Genomic DNA, 17,630 nt, shown 5'->3' on the forward strand with positions numbered 1-17,630 from the left:
AGCGATACCACCAGGCCAGTGCTGGACATCCCCCTTTGTGTGCGTGTAGATGTGGATGCAGTGATAGCGGCGCAGATTGACATGGGGGTTTGCGATGCTATTGAGCAGAACGCACCAGCCGGAGGGCTGGCTGCCATGAGCGCCCCTCACCTGCCGAAAGTGGCTGGAATCAACTCAGCTGTTGCGGCCCCCGCGCAAACTGCCGCCCCACTCGCCCACGCGCCCGGCGCCCTGATCCAGGACCGGCTGGCCGGTTGGGTGTCCGACCTCACCACGCTCCACGAACTCACCGAACGCCTGGCCCGGACCGGCTCCCTGGACGAGGCACTCGACGAACTCCTGCACGCGGGCGCCACCCTGGTCGGTGCCCGCCGCGGCATGGCCGTCCTCGAACCCGCGGACGGCCGCGGCCCCGCCAGCACCGTCGGACTCGGCCTCGCCCGCGCCGACCTGGGCCACATCGAGACGGTCCCCCGCAGCGCCACCGGCTACGGGCGGATCCTCGACAGCGGTACGCCCGGCATCCCCGGTCCCGTCGCCCAGGCCGACCTCCTCCACGACGCGACGCTCGACCCGCGGCACCGCGAGGTCGCCGCACGCCTCGGCTACGCCGCCAGCTACGCACTGCCGCTCGCCACGGAGGAGGCGGGAAGGCTGGGCGTCGCCGTCTGGTTCTACGACGAGCCCGCCGAGCCCGTGGACCGCCAGCGCCATCTCGTCGGCCTCTACGGCCGGTACGCCACCGAGCACCTGGCCCGGATGCTGGAACTGGAGCGAACCCGCCACCAGATGGCCGCCATCGCCGACGAACTGCTGCCGGGCAGGCTGCCCCGGGTCCCGGGCGTCCGGCTCGCGGCCCGGCATCTCACCGGACCGCGCGGCGGCGGCGAGTGGTACGACGCGCTGCCGCTGCCCGAGGGCGCCCTGGGGCTCGCCGTGGGCTCGGTCTCCGGTTCGGGACCGAGCGCGCTGGCCGCCACGAGCAGGCTCCGGGCCGGCCTGCGGGCGTACGCGGTGATGGAGGGGGAGGACCCCGTCGCCGTACTGTCGGATCTGGAGCTGCTGCTCAGGCTCACCGAGCCGGCCCGCTCGGCGACCGCGCTCTTCGCCTACTGCGAACCGGCCCCGGCCGCGCTCGGCGACGGAGCCGGGAGCAAGATCGTGCTGGCCGGCGCCGGGCACACTCCGCCGCTGATCGTCGGGCGGCACCGAACCGAGTTCGTCGAGACGTCGCTGTCGGCGCCGCTGGGGATGCTCGCGTGCTGGGAGGCGCCCAGTGTGGAGTTCTCCCCCGCACCCGGAGAAACGGTGCTGCTCTACACCGACGGGCTGCTCCGGCGCACCGGAGACCCGATGGACCGTGCCTTCGCCCGGCTGCACACCGCCGCCGCGAGCGTGCCCAGGGCCCTGCGCGACGACCCGGGCGCGGTCGCCGACCATGTGCTGCGCACGGTGCTCCCCGGCCCCGGCGCGCCCGACGCCGGACGGGACGGCGAGGACGCGGTGGTACTGGCGGCCCGCTTCGACTGACGGGACCGACGGGAATCACCGGGGCGACGAGGGTGACGTGGACCCTGGGGGTCACGTCGGTGACAGGAACCACGGGGACCACGGGGGTGACGGGGGTGACGGGGACCACGGGGTGACGGGCGGGCCGGTCCGGGTGACGCTCCTGCGGGACGGGCCCGGGCCGCAGGGCTTCCGGCGCTTCCGGCGCTTCCGCGGTACGACCGTACGATGGGTGCGGGTTTCAGCATCGCACCGACCAGGAGGCAGACCCGTGGCAGAGGACCTCATCCCGGAGACCCCGGCGAACGAGTCCGACCGCACCCCCGAGGCGGAGGGGGCCGAGGAGCCGATCGAGCAGCGCAAGAACGGCCTCTACTGGGAGATCTCCGAGGAACTCGCCGCGAACATGAAGTCCGGCTGGGCCGACACCGAGCTGCACGGCCTGGAGCCGATCGCACAGGCGGCGCACACCGAGCGCCGCCGCGCCGCGCTCTCCGCCCGTTTCCCCGGCGAGCGGCTCGTGATCCCGGCGGGCAACCTGCGTACCCGCTCCAACGACACCGAGTACGCCTTCCGCGCCTCCACCGAGTACGCCTACCTCACCGGCGACCAGAGCCACGACGGCGTCCTGGTGCTGGAACCCACCGACGGCGGCCACACGGCGACCGTCCACCTGCTGCCCCGCTCCAACCGGGAGAACGGCGAGTTCTGGCTCGACGGCCAGGGGGAGCTGTGGGTCGGCCGGCGCCACTCGCTCGCCGAGGCCGCCCGGCTGCTGGGCATCCCGGCCGAGGACGTGCGCGAACTGCCGGGCACGCTGCGCCAGGCCACCGGCCCGGTACGCGTCGTCCGCGGCCACGACGCGGGCATCGAGTCCGCCCTGACCGACAAGGTCACCGCGGAGCGCGACGAGGAGCTGCGCGTCTTCCTCTCCGAGGCCCGCCTGGTCAAGGACGAGTTCGAGATCGCCGAGCTGGGGAAGGCCTGCGACGCCACGGCCCGCGGCTTCGAGGACGTCGTGCGGGTGCTGGACCGCGCCGAGGCCACCAGCGAGCGCTATGTCGAGGGCACGTTCTTCCTGCGCGCCCGCGTCGAGGGCAACGACGTCGGCTACGGCTCCATCTGCGCCGCCGGCCCGCACGCCACCACCCTGCACTGGGTCCGCAACGACGGCCCGGTCCGCCCCGGCGAGCTGCTCCTCCTGGACGCCGGTGTGGAGACCACCGAGCTCTACACGGCCGACGTGACCCGCACCCTGCCCGTCAACGGCCGCTTCAGCGGGCTCCAGCGCCGGATCTACGACGCGGTGTACGAGGCCCAGGAGGCCGGGATCGCCGCCGTGCGGCCCGGCGCGCTCTTCAGCGACTTCCACGACGCGGCCCAGCGGGTCCTCGCCACCCGGCTCGTGGAGTGGGGTCTGCTCGGCGACCTCGACGTGGAGAAGGTGCTCGAACTCGGCCTCCAGCGGCGCTGGACCCTGCACGGCACCGGTCACATGCTCGGGATGGACGTCCACGACTGCGCGGCCGCGCGCCGCGAGACCTATGTGGCGGGCACGCTGGAGCCCGGCATGTGCCTGACCGTCGAGCCGGGGCTCTACTTTCAGGCCGACGACCTCACGGTGCCCGAGGAGTACCGCGGTATCGGGGTGCGGATCGAGGACGACATCCTCGTCACCGAGGACGGCAACCGGAACCTCTCGGCGGCGCTGCCGCGCCGGGCCGACGAGGTCGAGGCGTGGATGGCCCGGCTCAGGGGCTGACGCCCGCCGCGGGCGCGGTCCCGCCGCGGACCGCCGCGGACCGCACCGGAGCAGGCCGGAGTCGGCCGGAGCGGGCCGCGGGTGCGGTCCGGGCGCCCGACCGGGGAGGGAACGGCGCCCCGACCGGGCAGGGGGGACGGCACCCTTCGCTCAGACCGCTCCGAGCAGGGCGCCGTCCCGCCATTTCAGTACCTTGTCGAAACTCACCACCGCACCACGGCCGGGCCGGTTCCGCAAGGACACGTGGTCCGCGAGCTGCTCGATGAGGCAGAGCCCGCGGCCGCTCTCGGCGGCCGGGCCCGCGCCGGCGAGGTGCGCGCGGTCCGAGAAGCCGGGTCCGCCGTCGGCCACCTCGATGCGGCACTTCTCACCGTCCAGGTAGGCCGTCACGCGGTACCCGTCCGCCGGGGAGCCGGCCGCGCCGGGTCCGCCGTGCTCGACGGCGTTCGCACAGGCCTCGCTCAGCGCGACGGAGAGGTCGAAGGAGATGTCGGGGTCGACGCCCGCGGTCTCCATGGCACCGAGCAGAAGACGTCGGGCGAGCGGCACGCTCGCAGCCTCGCGCCGCAAATGGAGAGACCACCAGATGCTCATGCTCCAGCCTCCTGGCTGCGGCTCGACATACCGATACCTATTGCCGGGCCCTGCCTTTCGTAAGCGCGGAGTTGACGTGTTCGCCCTCGTTCGGCGGATGCGCCGATGGGCCATGCCGGTGTAGGCGCACTCCAGGTGGGCGAGCGGGTCCCAAACGTGACCTTCCGGACCCGCCGCGGGGACCCGCCCGGCCCGATGGGATGATGTCCCGGCCATGTCTGCCCAACCGCCGGTCGCCCCCGGCGACGCGCCCGCCGCGACAGGACCGCGGCTGCTGAGGGCCGCGGTGTTCGCCGCGGTCTGCGTCGTGCTGTCCGCACTGGGCCACGTCCTGGCCGCCTGCGCTCCGGTCCCCTGGTGGACGCTGCTCGCCGGTTTCCTGACGGTGGCCGCGGTAGTGGCGCCGCTGGCCGGCCGCTCGCGCTCGCTGCCCGCCGTCGTGGCCGCCCTGGCCGGCGGGCAGCTCGCCCTGCACTCCCTCTTCGGGCTCGGCCAGCGCCCCGCCCGGGTGGCGCCGGGCACCGACGACGCCGTCGTCCGGCTGGCGGCGAAGCTGACCTGCGGGACCGCCGGTGACGCGCTGGGCCCGGCCGAGGCGCACCGCATCGTCGCCGGAGCCGGCATCGACCCGGCGACCGTGGTGCAGGCAGCACGCGCCGGGCACACCGGACATACCGCGCACATCGCGGCCGTGCCGAACGGCGTCCTGGAGTCGGGCGGGCTGCTGCCGAGCCTGCCCATGGTGCTCGGCCATCTGCTGGCGGCGCTGGTGACGGGCTGGCTGCTGCGCCGCGGCGACCTCGCGCTGCTGCGGCTCGCCGAGTTCTCCGCCCAGGGTGCCCAGGGAGCCGGTGAGGTGGTGGCCGAAGGCGCGCTCGTACGCGCTCTGCGGGCCGCCGTCGTTCTCGTACGGGAACTGCTCGCCGGGCCGCCGGCCGCGCCGGGGGCCGCTCCGGGGCGCGCCGGGGCGGACGACGGGCACTCCACGCCGCCCGTGGCGGCACTCCAGCACACCGTGGTCAGGCGTGGCCCGCCCGCGCAGCGCGTCCTCGCAGCCTGCGTCCTCGCAGCCTGAACGCGGCGCCCCCCGACGACGTACCCCGAAGCGGGTGTCCCGGGCGGTCGGTGCCGCGGCTCCCCCGCGCGTCCGCGCGGCCCGACCGCCTTCCCGCTCACATGGAGTGCTTCACCGTGAACAACGTCTCTCGTCTCGCCGTCGCCGCCGCTGCCGCGGCCTCGTCCGCGCTGCTGCTCTGCGGCCCCGCCTTCGCACACGTCAGCGTGCAGCCCGAGGGCGAGGCCGCGAAGGGCGGCTTCGCCACCGTCAACTTCAAGGTCCCCAACGAGCGCGACAACGCCTCGACGGTGAAGCTCGAGATCGCCCTGCCCGCCGACCACCCGCTCTCCTCCGTGCTGCCGCAGCCCGTGCCGGGCTGGAAGGCCGAGGTGACCACGGCCAAGCTCGACAAGCCGCTGACCGTCCACGGCCGGCAGGTCACCGAGGCGGCCTCGAAGATCACCTGGACCTCGGCCGGCGGCAGGATCGGCCCCGGCCAGTTCCAGCAGTTCCCGGTTTCCATCGGCCAGTTGCCGGAGGACACCGGCAAGCTCGTCTTCAAGGCGCTCCAGACGTACGACAACAAGGAGGTCGTGCGCTGGATCGAGGAGCCGCAGGACGGCGCGGCCGAGCCCGACTACCCCGCTCCCGTGCTCACCCTGACCGCGGCGACCGGCGACCACCACGGCGGCTCCGGTGCCGGGAAGGCTGCCGACGGCGCCCACTCCGCCGAGCACCCGGACGGCGAGGGCACGGACGACAAGGCCGCGGAAGACAAGGCCGCGGACGAGGAGTCCACGGCCGCCGCGAGCACCACCGACAGCACGGCCCGGATCCTCGCCGTCGTCGGCATCCTGGTGGGTGCCGCGGGCGTGGCCTTCGGTGTGCTGGCCGGTCGCCGCCGCTCCGCCTGACCGAAGCCCCTCCTCGACTTCCGGGACATCTCCTCATGCGCTACAAGATCGTGACGGCCGCCGCCCTGGCGCTGGCGGCCTCCCTCTCCCTTTCCGCCTGCGGCACCGGCGGGGGTCCGGCCGGTGCGGACGGCCCGGTCGCCGAGGTCTCGGCCCCGCCCGGGGACAAGGCGGCGACGGTCCTCGACCGGCCCTTCGAGAAGCCGGACCTGGTCCTCACGGACACCACGGGCAAGCCGTACGACCTCCGCGAGCGGACCAGGGGCAAGCCGACCCTGATCTACTTCGGCTACACCCACTGCCCCGACGTCTGCCCGCTGACGATGAGCAACATCGCCGTCGCAAGGAAGCAGCTTCCCAAGGCGGACCAGGACGAGTTGCAGGTCGTCTTCGTGACCACCGACCCCGAGCGGGACACCGCGGCCGAGCTGGCCAAGTGGCTCCCCGCGGCGGGCGACCCGTCCTTCGTCGGGCTCACCGGCGACTTCCCGACGATCCAGGCGGGGGCGCGCCAGCTCGGCATCGGCGTCGAGCCCTCCACCAAGGAGAAGGACGGCAAGGTCGTCTCCATGCACGGGACCCAGGTCGTGGCCTTCTCCCCCAAGACCGACCGGGGATACGTCCTGTACGGCGAGGACACCACCCCGGACGACTTCGCCAAGGACCTCCCCAAGATCGTCAAGGGGGAGAACCCGTGAGCCGGGGTGCGGCGTCCGCCCTCGCCGCGGCCCTCGCGCTCACGGCCGGCCTGGGACTCGCGGGGTGCTCCGCTGCCGCGCCCGAACTGAAGGTCGACGGGGCGTTCATGCCGCAGCCCGTGAGCGACATGGCGGGCGGCTTCCTCACTCTCGTCAACGAGGGCGGCGCGGCGGACAGGCTCACCTCCGTCACCAGCAGCCTCTCGGACGACGTCGAACTCCACGAGGCGAAGGACGGGAAGATGCGGCAGGTGACGTCGCTGGCGATCCCCGCGAACGGGGAGCTGCACCTGGAGCGGGGCGGCGACCACCTGATGTTCCTGGACATCAAGAAGCAGCCGAAGCAGGGAGAGGAGGTCGACGTCGAACTGCACTTCGAGAAGTCGGAGCCGATCAGGGTCCAGCTCCCCGTGAAGGACCGGACCCACAACCCGGATCACCACTGAGCCCCGTGACGAGGCTCTCGGCCGTTCGAGGGACTGACGACACACCATGACCACCACCGCCCCGCGCGTCGGCACGGCGACTCTGCTGCGCCTGCTGCTGATCACCGTGGCACTGCTCGGCACCGTGCACACCGGCACGGCGGACGCGCACGCCGCCCTGACCGGCAGCAACCCGAAGGACGGGGCGGTGCTGGCCGTCGCCCCCAAGGACGTCACGCTCACCTTCTCCGAGCAGGTCGCCCTGGGGAACGACTCGATCAGGGTTCTCGACCCCCGGAGCAGGCGCGTCGACACCGCCGAACTGAAGGACCTCGGCGGCGAGGGAGCCGTCAGCTACGGGGTGGGCCTCGAGTCCGGCCTGCCGGACGGCACCTACACCGTCGCCTGGCAGGCCGTCTCGGCCGACAGCCACCCCATCGCGGGCGCGTTCACCTTCTCCATCGGGGAGCCCTCGAAGACCGTCGTGGAACTGCCGAAACAGCAGGCGGGCGGCGGCCTCGTCGGCGCGCTGTACGGCATCGCGCGGTACGCGGCGTACGCGGGGTTCACCGTACTGGTCGGCGGCGCCGCCTTCGTGCTGGCCTGCCGGCCGCGCGGGGCGGGCATCCGGGCGGTGCAGCGGGTGGTGGTGTACGGCTGGCTCACGCTCACCGCCGCCACCCTGGCGATGCTGCTGCTGCGCGGTCCCTACACCGGCTCGGGCGAACTGGGCGACGCGTTCGACCTGGCCGGGCTCCAGGCCGTCCTCGCCACCAAGACCGGGGCGGCGCTGGTGTCGCGGCTGCTGCTGCTGGGCGTGGCGGCGCTGTTCGTCGCGGTGCTGTTCGGTGCGTACGCGAAGCGAGCCGCCGAAGCGGACCACGCGGCGGAAACCGGGACGGAAACCGGGACGGAATCCGGCGCGGGCGGTATGCCGGAGACGGGAGCTACGGGAGCTACGGGAAGTACGGGGCACGCCGCGGGACCCGGGACCACCGGAACGACAGACGCCACGGCCGCGGACGGGGGTGGGCGGGCGAGGCCCGGCGACCGGAACGGGGAGAGGCAGGACCTCACCCTCGGCCTGGGCATCGGCGGCACGGTCGTCGCGGCCGGGATCGCCTCCACCTGGGCCCTGTCCGAGCACGCCTCGACCGGCATCCAGCCGGGCCTGGCGATGCCGGTCGACGTGCTGCACCTGCTGGCCGTCGCCGCCTGGCTCGGCGGCCTCACCGCTCTGCTCGTGGCACTCCACCGGACGCCCTCCATCGAACGGGCGGCCGTCCGACGCTTCTCCCGGGTGGCGTTCTGGTCCGTCGCCGTACTCGCCGCCACGGGGCTCTACCAGTCCTGGCGGCAGGTGGGCTCGTGGTCGGCGCTGACCGGCACCTCGTACGGTCGGCTGCTGCTGACGAAGATCGGACTGGTCATCGTGCTGGTCGGGATCGCCTGGTTCTCACGGCGCTGGACGGCGCGGCTCTCGGACCGGGCTCCCGCCACGGCGAAGGCTGACACCACGGAGGCAGACACCACGGAGGCAGACACCGCAAAGGCAGACACCACGGAAGCCGGCACCACGGAGCCGGCCGCCCCCCGGGCCGTGGCGGCCGGCGCGACCCGCGCCGCCGGGGAGGCAGCGGCCCCGACCGGCGATCCGGTGCGCGCCGCCCAACTCGCCCGGCAGGAGGCCGCGATGGCGGCGGCCGGCCGCAAGCGCCTCCGGGACGCCGACCGGCAGCGCTCCGGACTGCGGCGATCCGTCCTCGCGGAGGCGGGTGTCGCCGTCGTGCTGCTCGCCGTGACGACCGCCCTCACCTCCACGGAGCCGGGACGCACTGAGGAAAGGGCCGCCCTGGAGCGCGGCGGCCAGACGTCCGCGGCCGCCCCGGCCAAACCCGTCGACGTCACCCTGCCCTTCGACACCGGCGGCCCGAAGGGCAAGGGCACGGCCCGGCTGACCGTCAGTCCGGGCCGCTCGGGCGCCAACGAACTGCGCCTGTGGACCAGGGGCCCGGGCGACCGGCCACTGGACGCTCCCGAGGTCAAGATCTCCTTCACCCTGGTCGCGGAGAAGATCGGCCCACTGCCGCTGGTGCCGGAACGCGTCGCGGCAGGCCACTGGAGCGCGAGCAACATCCAGATCCCGCTGCCGGGAGAGTGGCAGGTCCGGATCACCGTACGGACATCGGACATCGACCAGACGACCGTCGAGAAGAACGTGAGGATCGGCTGACGTGATCGGCCGCCGAGGCACAGTGGTGAAGGCATGAACGACAAAGAGATCTCCCGGCGCAGGCTGCTCGGCACGGTCGGCGCAGCGGGCGCGACCGGACTCGCCCTCGGCGCGGCGGGCGGCGCGGCCGGGTACGCGGCGGCCTCCGCCGACCCGGCGGCCGCGCTGACCACCGTCGGCTCCACAGCCGAGCGGTTCCACGGCGAGCGCCAGCCGGGCATCACCACGCCGACGCAGTCCCACGGCCATCTCGCCGCCTTCGACCTGGCGCCGGGGGCGGGCCGCAGGGAGGCGACCGCCCTGATGCGCCGCTGGTCGGCCACCGCGGCCCGGCTGATGGCGGGCGAGCCGGCCGACGACGACACCGGGGTCGCCCTGGACGCGGGCCCGTCCTCCCTCACGGTCACCTTCGGCTTCGGCCGGACCTTCTTCGACCGCACCGGTCTTACCGCACAACGCCCCGCCCAGCTCGACCCGCTGCCGGCGTTCTCCTCCGACCGGCTCGATCCGCGCCGCTCGGAGGGGGACCTCTGGGTGCAGATCGCCGCCAACGACGGGCTGGTCGCCTTCCACGCCCTGCGCGCCGTCCAGAAGGCGGCGGGCGGTGCGGCGCGGACGCGCTGGCAGATGACCGGCTTCAACCGCTCGCCGGGTGTCACGGCCCGGCCGATGACCAGCCGCAACCTCATGGGGCAGGTGGACGGCACCCGCAACCCCCAGCCGTCCGATCCCGACTTCGACCGCCGTGTCTTCGTCCCGGCCACCGGGTCCGGGGCGGGTACGGCGGCGCAGCCTGCCTGGATGGCGGGCGGCTCGTACGCCGTCGTCCGCCGCATCCGGATGCTGCTGGACGACTGGGAGAAGCTGAGCCTGAAGGAGCAGGAGCTGGTTATCGGCCGCCGCAAGTCCGACGGCGCCCCGCTGACCGGCGGCGGCGAGACGGCCGAACTCGACCTGGACCGGACCGGACCGGACGGTTCCCCGGTCATCCCTGCCGACGCGCACGCGCGGATCTCCGCTCCGGAGCAGAACGCGGGCGCCGCGATGCTGCGCCGGCCGTTCTCGTACCACGACGGCGCGGCGGCGGACGGCACCCCCGACGCGGGGCTGCTCTTCGTGTGCTGGCAGGCCGACCCGCTGCGGGGGTTCGTTCCGGTACAGCGGAAGCTGGACCGCGGAGACGCGCTGTCCAGGTTCGTCCGGCACGAGTCGAGCGGTCTCTTCGCCGTCCCGGGCGGCGCGCCGGAGGGCGAGTACGTCGGGCGGCCGCTGCTGGAACCGTGAGGCGAGCCGCGCGGGCACGGCGGCGGGGCCGTGGCAACCGGGTCCGCCCGCCCGCCGGGGAGCGGTTTCCGGTGCCCGGGGTCGCCCCCGGTCCTGTGGCTGCGCCTGTGCCTGCGCCTGTGCCTGTGGCTGTGCCTGTGGCTGCGCCTCTGTCTCTGTCTCTGTCTGTGCCTCTGCCTGGGCCTCTGCCTGGGCCCGGGCCTGCCTGTGCCTGCCCGTGCCCGTGCCCGTGCCTGCCCGTACCCGGGCCCGGCCCTGTGCCCGAGGGAAGGACGGCGCGGCGCCGGATCGACCTCGCCGGGGCCCGCCCGGTTGTCTCGGCGACACCGCGAACCGCACGGGACGGGCACCACGACGGGGCGAACTTCGGCTGACGCCGCACTAGGGTGACGGGTATGTCCGCCACGCGCTTCACGTACCTCGGCCCCGAGGGCACCTTCACCGAGGCCGCCCTGCGTACCCTCCCGGAGGCCGCCACCCGCGAACTGGTCCCGATGGTGTCCGTGCCGGCCGCGCTCGACGCCGTGCGCGGTGGTGAGGCCGCGGCCGCGCTGGTGCCGATCGAGAACTCGGTGGAGGGCGGCGTCACCGCGACGGTGGACGAGCTGGCTTCCGGCGAACCGCTGATGATCTACCGCGAGGTGCTGCTGCCGATCTCGTTCGCGCTGCTGGTGCGGCCGGGGACGAAGCTGTCGGACGTGAAGACGGTGACCGGCCACCCGGTCGCCCAGCCGCAGGTGCGGAACTGGCTGCGGGCCCATCTGCCCGACGCGGTGTGGGAGTCGGCGGCGTCGAACGCGGACGGTGCCAGGCTGGTCCAGGAAGGGCGCTTCGACGCGGCGTTCGCGGGCGAGTTCGCGGCGGCGACGTACGGGCTCGAGGCGCTGGTCACCGAGATCCATGACGCGGAGAACGCGGAGACGCGCTTTGTGCTGGTGGGACGTCCGGCGCGGCCCGCGGCCCCGACGGGAGCGGACAAGACGTCGGTGGTCATCTGGCAGCGCGACGACCATCCGGGCGCCCTGCTGGAGTTGCTCCAGGAGTTCGCGGTGCGCGGTGTCAACCTGATGCTGCTGCAGTCCCGTCCCACCGGCGCGGGCATCGGGAACTACTGCTTCGCGATCGACGCCGAGGGGCATATCGCGGACCGCAGGGTGGGGGAGGCGCTGATGGGTCTGAAGCGCATCTGCCCGAAGGTGCGCTTCCTCGGGTCCTACCCGCGGGCGGGTGCCCCTGCTTCGGGGCAGGGCGGACGCCCGCTGCGCCCGGGGACCTCCGACGCGGAGTTCGTGGACGCGGCCGAGTGGCTGGCGCGCTGTCAGGACGGTCGCGGGTGACCCGGGTTTCACCCCGGGCCACGCCCGCCGGCCGCCGCTCTCGCTTGCCGTTGCCCACAGAGTTATCCACAGGGCGGCTTCTCGATCTGGGGACAAGTCGACAACACGGTCCGACTCAGTCGACAAATCGCCGCACCCACCGCTCTCACATCCACAGCACACATCGATTGCCCATGTCAGCCCAATTCCGACGATCAACTCTTCGGAGCGAAGAAGTGCGAGGAATTGCCACTCGAACGAGCGCGTGAACCATGTTTGGAGAGGTAACCCCCGGATCTCCACCCCTCCCTCAGAATGATCAATTCCGTAATCCACAGACCCCTCCCACAGCCTGTGGATAACTCACACGCACCCTCCACCCCTGTGGACAACAGCCCCGGAGTTCGGCGGCCGCGAGCGCCCCGGAGGCGGGGGCGACCGGCGCTCGCGGCTTCCGGCGACAGACAGCCAGACCGGGGCGGGGCGGGCCGGGCGGACCGGGGCGGGGCGGGGCGGACGCGGCCCGACGGGGGCAGACGGCCGGACGGGAGGCGGGCGGACGGACGGGAGGCGGGCGGACGGAGACGCCCCGGGATTCACCGGCCTTCACCCGACCTTTTTGACAAAAGGGGCAATTTTGATCAACTCCGACAATTCAAGTAAAGCGACATGGTCGATATCGACTGGGGAGCCGGGAGCGCACACCGGTAGCCTGGTGGGGTGATTGACCTTCGCCTGCTCCGTGAGGACCCCGACCGTGTCCGCGCCTCCCAGCGCGCCCGTGGAGAGGACGTCGAACTCGTCGACGCCCTGCTCTCCGCCGACGAGCGGCGCAGGTCGTCCGGCGTCCGCTTCGACGAGCTCCGCTCCGAGCAGAAGTCGCTCGGCAGGCTCATCCCCAAGGCGTCCCCGGACGAGCGAGCCGAGCTGCTGAAGAAGGCCGAACAGCTCAAGTCCGACGTGAAGGCCGCCGAGGCCGAGCAGAACGAGGCCGAGGAAGAGGCCCGCCGGCTGCTCCTCGGCCTGGGCAACCTCGTCCACCCCGACGTCCCGGTCGGCGGCGAGGAGGACTTCGTCGTGCTGGAGACGCACGGCACCGTCCGCGACTTCGGCGCCGAGGGCTTCGAGCCCAAGGACCATCTGGAGCTGGGCGAGGCGCTCGGCGCCATCGACGTCGAGCGCGGGGCGAAGGTCTCCGGCTCCCGCTTCTACTACCTGACGGGCGTCGGCGCCCTGCTGGAACTCGCCCTGGTCAACGCCGCGATGGCACAGGCCGCCGAGGCCGGCTTCACCCCGATGCTGACCCCGGCCCTGGTCCGCCCCCGCGCCATGGAGGGCACGGGCTTCCTCGGCCAGGCCGCGGAGAACGTCTACCACCTCGAGAAGGACGACTTCTATCTCGTCGGCACCTCCGAGGTCCCGCTCGCCGCGTACCACATGGACGAGATCGTCGACGGCGGCAAGCTCCCGCTGCGGTACGCCGGCTTCTCCCCGTGCTTCCGCCGCGAGGCCGGCACGTACGGCAAGGACACCCGCGGCATCTTCCGCGTCCACCAGTTCGACAAGGTCGAGATGTTCTCGTACGTCCACCCCGACGACGCCGAGAGCGAGCACAGGCGCCTGCTGGAGTGGGAGAAGCAGTGGCTGAACGCCCTGGAGCTGCCGTTCCAGGTGATCGACGTGGCCACCGGCGACCTGGGTGCCTCGGCTTCGCGCAAGTTCGACTGCGAGGCCTGGATCCCGACCCAGGGCAGGTACCGCGAACTCACCTCGGCGTCCAACTGCGACGGCTTCCAGGCCCGCCGGCTGTCGGTCCGGATGCGCGACGGCAAGCAGGTCAAACCGCTCGCGACGCTGAACGGCACGCTGTGCGCCGTGCCGCGCACGATCGTGGCGATCCTGGAGAACCACCAGCTGGCCGACGGCTCCGTGCGGGTGCCGGAGGTCCTGCGCCCCTACCTCGGCAACCGTGAGGTCCTGGAGCCGGTCGCCCGGTGAGCTTTCCGTACCGCCTGATCGCCACGGATCTCGACGGGACCCTGCTGCGCTCCGACGAGTCCGTGTCGCAGCGCACACGCCACGCGCTCGCCGCCGCCACGGCGGCGGGCGCCGCGCATATCGTCGTCACGGGCCGGGGCGTCCCGTGGACCCGGCACATCCTCGACGATCTGGGCTACCACGGCCTCGCCGTCTGCGGACAGGGTGCCCAGGTGTACCACGCCGGCGAGCACCGGCTGCTCACCTCCGTGACGCTGGACCGCCGGCTCGCCGCACTCGCCGTGTCCGAGCTGGAGGCGGAGACCGGCCCGCTCGCGCTGGCCGCGAGCCGCGACGGCCTGGACGGGGAGGTGGTCGCCGGTCCCGGCTACCGGTTCCAGGACGGCCCGCTTCCGGTCGTCGTCACAGACGACCCGGCCGAGCTGTGGGCGGCCCCGCTGACCAAGCTCTATGTGCAGCACCCGGACCTCGGCGACGACGAGCTGACCCGGCTCGCGCGCTCGGTGGTCGGCGGGCTCGTGGACGTGGTGACGGCCGGTGAGGGAATCGTGGAGATCCTCCCCCTCGGGCTGAGCAAGGCCACCGGTCTCTCGCTGGCGGCACGCAGGCTGGGTGTGCGGGCCACCCAGACGATCGCCTTCGGCGACATGCCGAACGACATCCCGGTGTTCGGCTGGGCCGCCCACGGCGTCGCGATGGCCGACGCCCACGAGGAACTGAAGGCCGTGGCACACCGGGTCACGGCGTCGAACGAGCAGGACGGCATCGCGCTGGTGCTGGAGGAACTGCTCGGACGCTGAGGGCTTGCGAGGAGGCAACACCCTGCTTCCCCCGCAGACCCTCCGGGCGGGCTGCCCCCGCGCCGGGCCGGTGCCCCTGTCCGGCGTCGCGCCGCCGGCCCGGGGCACGCCAGGGACCCGGCGCAGGCAGGTTCGCTGCGTACGCCAGGACCCGGCGTACACAGCGCACCTGCGTACCCACTGCGGAGGATGCGCGGATCGAACGCGCGCGGGGCCGGACCCCGATCACGGCTCGGCAAGCCGGTGCCTTACCACTCGGCCAGTCCTCCGGGAGGGCGGCCCGATGCGCGCTCGAAGCGGCCGCCCGGGCAGTCGCCGGCGGCGCCACGGAGTCCGACGACTACTGCGGAGCCTGCCGTGCGCTGCCCTGCGGGGAACCCGGCGGACTCGTACTCTCGGTCATCACCGAGCTCCTCTCCGGTCCTGTGGCGGCCTGCGGCCCCTACGCCCCGCCGCAGGGCCCCGCCGCACGTCCGGCGGCGGCACCCAGGCGGTGTACCCGGTCCGGGCGGCGCCCCGCCACCGGTTTTCCGGGCGGGACGGGCTGAGGACACGGCGCCACCCGCGGTGCCTGCGCGCGGGCCCGGGACGTCCTGGTGCCGCAGCACGGAGCCGACACGCACATGCTGTGGTGCCCGCGCGCGGGACAACGTCGCCGACGTGCAGCTGCGGGGTGAACCGGACCGTGGTGCCCGCGCGCGGGACAACGGACCGCACGTCCTGCCCACGCTCGCGGACTCAGGAGCGCCGCCACCAGCGCCGTCGGCGCCGTGCGCGGGCCCTGCTCCAGAACCAGCCCGCGGGCGGCTCGTCGGAGCGCCACGGCTGCGGTTCCGGCGCTGAGCCGCGCCACCGGGCGGCCAGCATCCGCGCCCTGGCGGAGGGCTCGGTGGTCCCCGCGGCGCGCACGAAGTCGTCGTCGAGCACCGCCTCGTCCCAGGCATCTCCGCGAGCGTCCGCTCCGGAACCGGAAGCACCCCGGTCCGCACCGGCCCCGGAACGGCCGCCTTCGGCCCCGCCTGCCCCGGCACCGTCCTCCGGCCCGTCCATCGGGCCTTCCACGGAAGCCCTGCCGGGCGTGCCGGACGCGCCGGGCGTGCTGGACAGATCGAACATGCCGGACAGGCTGGACATGCCGGATAGGCCGGAAGCGTCCGGCGCGGCGGACGCCGGGTCCGGCCCCGGTTGGTGCTCCTCGCGGTCCGGCCCCGGACGACCCCGCTCCGGACGCGGCCGACGGTCCGGCTGCGCCTGCGGCTGACGGTTCGGCTCCTCCGGCATGGCGGCTCCTCCTCATCCCCCAGTGTCCCCGCCGGCCTGTCGGGTCCGCGTGAGGACGTGGGTACCACGGGGCGGGATCCCGCCCCGCGGTGCCCACGTCCGCTACTCCTCGCCGGCCAGCGTCAGCGTCCTCAGCTTCCGCCCGGCGTATCCCGTCGCCAGCAGCGTCACCCCGGCGAGCAGCGCCACCGCGAGCGGCAGGCCCACATCGGAGGTGATCATCCCCTCGCCCCCGATCCGCTCGGCCAGGGCCAGTGACCACTGCTGCACGCTGAGCGTCCGCGCCCCGGGGACGAGGCTGCCGAAGAGCGTCTCCCATACCAGGGCGTAGACGAGACCGATCACGACCGCGTGCCGGCTGACCGTGCCGAGCAGCAGGAACAGCGCGGCGTAGGCGATCGACGCGACCAGTGCCGCGACCGTGTAGGCCACCGCGATCTGCTGCCCGTTGCCGTTGAGGATGTATCCCGCGACGAGCGTCGGGACCGCGGAGAACACCATCGTCACGGCGATCGCCACGACCAGCTTGGTGACGACGATCACCGGCCGCTTCACCGGCTTCGCCAGCAGATAGACGATCGAACCGTCGTCGATCTCGGGACCGATCGCCCCCGTTCCGGCGATCACGCCGATCAGCGGCACCATCGTGGCGATGGCGAATCCGCCCAGCACGCCGGCGGCCATCTGGTCGTCAGCGCCGTTGAAGGCCCTCACCCCGGCCGCGATGAGCAGCAGCAGGGCGGGGAGGACGAGGAGGATCGCCGCGCGGCGCCGGCCGAGGAGGGCCCGGTAGGTGAGCCGGGCGACTGTCGGGTCGTACATGTCGTTGGCTCCTTTCAGGCCGCTACGAGGTAGGAGAAGACCGATTCGAGGGACTCGTCGGACGGTGAGACCGTGAGCAGCCGGATCGAGTGGTCACGGGCCACCCTCGGCAGGAGCCGGGTGAACCGGCCGAAGTCGACCGCCTGGACGTGCAGCGCGCCTTCCCCTCCTTCCTGGAGGTCCACCTCGATGCCGGCGGTCGACGGGTCCGCGATGAGCGCGGCGGCGAGCGCGCGGTCGTCGCTGGATCGCACCAGATAGCGATGCGGCCGGTCCGTCATCAGCCGGCGGATCCTGCGGAAGTCGCCGCTCGCGGCGTGCCGTCCCGCGACGATCACCTCGATGTGGGAGGCGAGCTGCTCGACCTCCTCCAGGATGTGGGAGGAGAACAGGACCGTGCGTCCCTCGCCTCCCATGCGCCGGAGCAGGTCCATGAGCTGCATCCGCTGGCGCGGGTCCATCCCGTTGAACGGCTCGTCGAGCAGCAGCACGTCCGGCTCGTGCACCAGGGCGGAGGCCATCTTGACCCGCTGGCGCATGCCCTTGCTGTATGTGTCGATCCTGCGGTCCTGCGCGGGCTCCATCTCCACCGTCGCCAGGGCCCGCTGGGCCTCCCCGGCTCCCAGGCCGTGCAGTTCGGCGTTGGCGAGGACGAACTCCCGCCCCGTGAGGAAGTCGTACATCGCCTCCCGCTCGGGCACGATGCCGATCCGCCGGTAGACGGACTCGTTGCGCCAGATCGCCTCCCCGTCGAGGGTGACGGTGCCCGTCGAGGGGGCGAGGAAGCCGCCCATCATGTTGATGAGCGTGGACTTGCCGGCCCCGTTGGGCCCGAGGAGTCCGGTGACACCCGGCCCGATGTCCATGGTCACGTCGTTGACGGCCACCACGTTGCCGAACCAGCGCGAGGCGTGGTCGATGCGGACAGTGGTCATGG

The 17,630-nt window shown here is 73.2% G+C and carries 15 protein-coding genes and 1 tRNA gene; 11 read left to right on the forward strand and 5 right to left on the reverse strand.

Annotation, left to right across the window (positions count from 1 at the left end):
• Positions 1-18: 18 nt before the first annotated feature.
• Together DDQ41_RS15395 and DDQ41_RS15400 are read left to right on the forward strand one after the other, a co-directional pair.
• On the forward strand, positions 19-1,530 hold the full coding sequence (locus tag DDQ41_RS15395) for a PP2C family protein-serine/threonine phosphatase (protein WP_174720362.1): 1,512 nt from the start codon (positions 19-21) through the stop codon (positions 1,528-1,530).
• 250 nt (positions 1,531-1,780) lie between these two features.
• A complete protein-coding gene (locus DDQ41_RS15400) occupies positions 1,781-3,271 on the forward strand; it encodes an aminopeptidase P family protein (protein ID WP_109295001.1) in 1,491 nt (496 codons plus the stop codon).
• 150 nt (positions 3,272-3,421) lie between these two features.
• On the opposite strand, the gene DDQ41_RS15405 is transcribed toward DDQ41_RS15400, so the two are convergent.
• A complete protein-coding gene (locus DDQ41_RS15405) occupies positions 3,422-3,865 on the reverse strand; it encodes an ATP-binding protein (protein ID WP_109295002.1) in 444 nt (147 codons plus the stop codon).
• 214 nt (positions 3,866-4,079) lie between these two features.
• Between DDQ41_RS15405 and DDQ41_RS15410 the strand changes: the two genes are divergently transcribed.
• The 9 genes from DDQ41_RS15410 (at position 4,080) to DDQ41_RS15450 (ending at position 14,590) form a co-directional block, all read left to right on the forward strand.
• The gene (locus DDQ41_RS15410) at positions 4,080-4,940 is read left to right on the forward strand and encodes a hypothetical protein (protein ID WP_109295003.1); all 861 of its coding nucleotides are present in this window, start codon (positions 4,080-4,082) and stop codon (positions 4,938-4,940) included.
• A gap of 101 nt (positions 4,941-5,041) precedes the next feature.
• Positions 5,042-5,836 carry a YcnI family copper-binding membrane protein gene (locus DDQ41_RS15415; protein ID WP_109295004.1) on the forward strand — a complete coding sequence of 265 codons (795 nt, stop codon included), beginning with the start codon at positions 5,042-5,044 and terminating at the stop codon, positions 5,834-5,836.
• A gap of 35 nt (positions 5,837-5,871) precedes the next feature.
• Positions 5,872-6,534: an SCO family protein gene (locus tag DDQ41_RS15420; RefSeq protein ID WP_109295005.1), complete on the forward strand. Its 663-nt coding sequence runs from the start codon at positions 5,872-5,874 to the stop codon at positions 6,532-6,534.
• Positions 6,531-6,980 carry a copper chaperone PCu(A)C gene (locus DDQ41_RS15425; RefSeq protein WP_109295006.1) on the forward strand — a complete coding sequence of 150 codons (450 nt, stop codon included), beginning with the start codon at positions 6,531-6,533 and terminating at the stop codon, positions 6,978-6,980. Before DDQ41_RS15420 ends, DDQ41_RS15425 begins: the two co-directional genes overlap by 4 nt.
• A 46-nt stretch (positions 6,981-7,026) precedes the next feature.
• Positions 7,027-9,192, forward strand: a complete 2,166-nt coding sequence (locus DDQ41_RS15430; RefSeq protein ID WP_109295007.1) for a copper resistance CopC/CopD family protein — start codon at positions 7,027-7,029, stop codon at positions 9,190-9,192.
• Positions 9,193-9,225: 33 nt separating this feature from the next.
• On the forward strand, positions 9,226-10,476 hold the full coding sequence (gene efeB, locus DDQ41_RS15435; protein ID WP_109295008.1) for an iron uptake transporter deferrochelatase/peroxidase subunit: 1,251 nt from the start codon (positions 9,226-9,228) through the stop codon (positions 10,474-10,476).
• A 395-nt stretch (positions 10,477-10,871) separates the two neighbouring features.
• Entirely contained in the window at positions 10,872-11,813 is a 942-nt protein-coding gene (pheA, locus tag DDQ41_RS15440; RefSeq protein ID WP_109295009.1) for a prephenate dehydratase, read from the forward strand.
• Positions 11,814-12,512: 699 nt separating this feature from the next.
• Entirely contained in the window at positions 12,513-13,790 is a 1,278-nt protein-coding gene (gene serS / locus DDQ41_RS15445) for a serine--tRNA ligase (protein ID WP_109295010.1), read from the forward strand.
• The gene (locus DDQ41_RS15450) at positions 13,787-14,590 is read left to right on the forward strand and encodes an HAD family hydrolase (protein WP_109295011.1); all 804 of its coding nucleotides are present in this window, start codon (positions 13,787-13,789) and stop codon (positions 14,588-14,590) included. Before serS ends, DDQ41_RS15450 begins: the two co-directional genes overlap by 4 nt.
• A 183-nt stretch (positions 14,591-14,773) precedes the next feature.
• On the opposite strand, the gene DDQ41_RS15455 is transcribed toward DDQ41_RS15450, so the two are convergent.
• The 4 genes from DDQ41_RS15455 to DDQ41_RS15470 form a co-directional block, all read right to left on the reverse strand.
• Positions 14,774-14,859 (reverse strand) — tRNA-Gly (locus tag DDQ41_RS15455).
• Positions 14,860-15,328: 469 nt separating this feature from the next.
• Positions 15,329-15,724, reverse strand: a complete 396-nt coding sequence (locus DDQ41_RS32490) for an SGM_3592 family protein (protein ID WP_262508472.1) — start codon at positions 15,722-15,724, stop codon at positions 15,329-15,331.
• Between the two features lie 249 nt (positions 15,725-15,973).
• The gene (locus DDQ41_RS15465; RefSeq protein ID WP_109295012.1) at positions 15,974-16,693 is read right to left on the reverse strand and encodes an ABC transporter permease; all 720 of its coding nucleotides are present in this window, start codon (positions 16,691-16,693) and stop codon (positions 15,974-15,976) included.
• A gap of 14 nt (positions 16,694-16,707) precedes the next feature.
• Positions 16,708-17,628, reverse strand: coding sequence for an ABC transporter ATP-binding protein (locus tag DDQ41_RS15470; RefSeq protein ID WP_109295013.1), 921 nt, complete (start codon positions 17,626-17,628; stop codon positions 16,708-16,710).
• Between the last annotated feature and the right edge of the window lie 2 nt (positions 17,629-17,630).

This window comes from Streptomyces spongiicola (assembly GCF_003122365.1).
In the GTDB taxonomy this organism is placed as follows: Bacteria; Actinomycetota; Actinomycetes; order Streptomycetales; family Streptomycetaceae; genus Streptomyces; species Streptomyces spongiicola.

Coding starts and splice junctions, on each gene's coding strand:
- DDQ41_RS15405 (WP_109295002.1), bottom strand. CDS start 3,865: ATGAGCATCTGGTGGTCTCTCCATTTGCGGCGCGAGGCTGCGAGCGTG.
- DDQ41_RS15410 (WP_109295003.1), top strand. CDS start 4,080: ATGTCTGCCCAACCGCCGGTCGCCCCCGGCGACGCGCCCGCCGCGACA.
- DDQ41_RS15415 (WP_109295004.1), top strand. CDS start 5,042: ATGGAGTGCTTCACCGTGAACAACGTCTCTCGTCTCGCCGTCGCCGCC.
- DDQ41_RS15420 (WP_109295005.1), top strand. CDS start 5,872: ATGCGCTACAAGATCGTGACGGCCGCCGCCCTGGCGCTGGCGGCCTCC.
- DDQ41_RS15430 (WP_109295007.1), top strand. CDS start 7,027: ATGACCACCACCGCCCCGCGCGTCGGCACGGCGACTCTGCTGCGCCTG.
- efeB (WP_109295008.1), top strand. CDS start 9,226: ATGAACGACAAAGAGATCTCCCGGCGCAGGCTGCTCGGCACGGTCGGC.
- pheA (WP_109295009.1), top strand. CDS start 10,872: ATGTCCGCCACGCGCTTCACGTACCTCGGCCCCGAGGGCACCTTCACC.
- DDQ41_RS32490 (WP_262508472.1), bottom strand. CDS start 15,724: ATGTCCAGCCTGTCCGGCATGTTCGATCTGTCCAGCACGCCCGGCGCG.
- DDQ41_RS15465 (WP_109295012.1), bottom strand. CDS start 16,693: ATGTACGACCCGACAGTCGCCCGGCTCACCTACCGGGCCCTCCTCGGC.
- DDQ41_RS15470 (WP_109295013.1), bottom strand. CDS start 17,628: ATGACCACTGTCCGCATCGACCACGCCTCGCGCTGGTTCGGCAACGTG.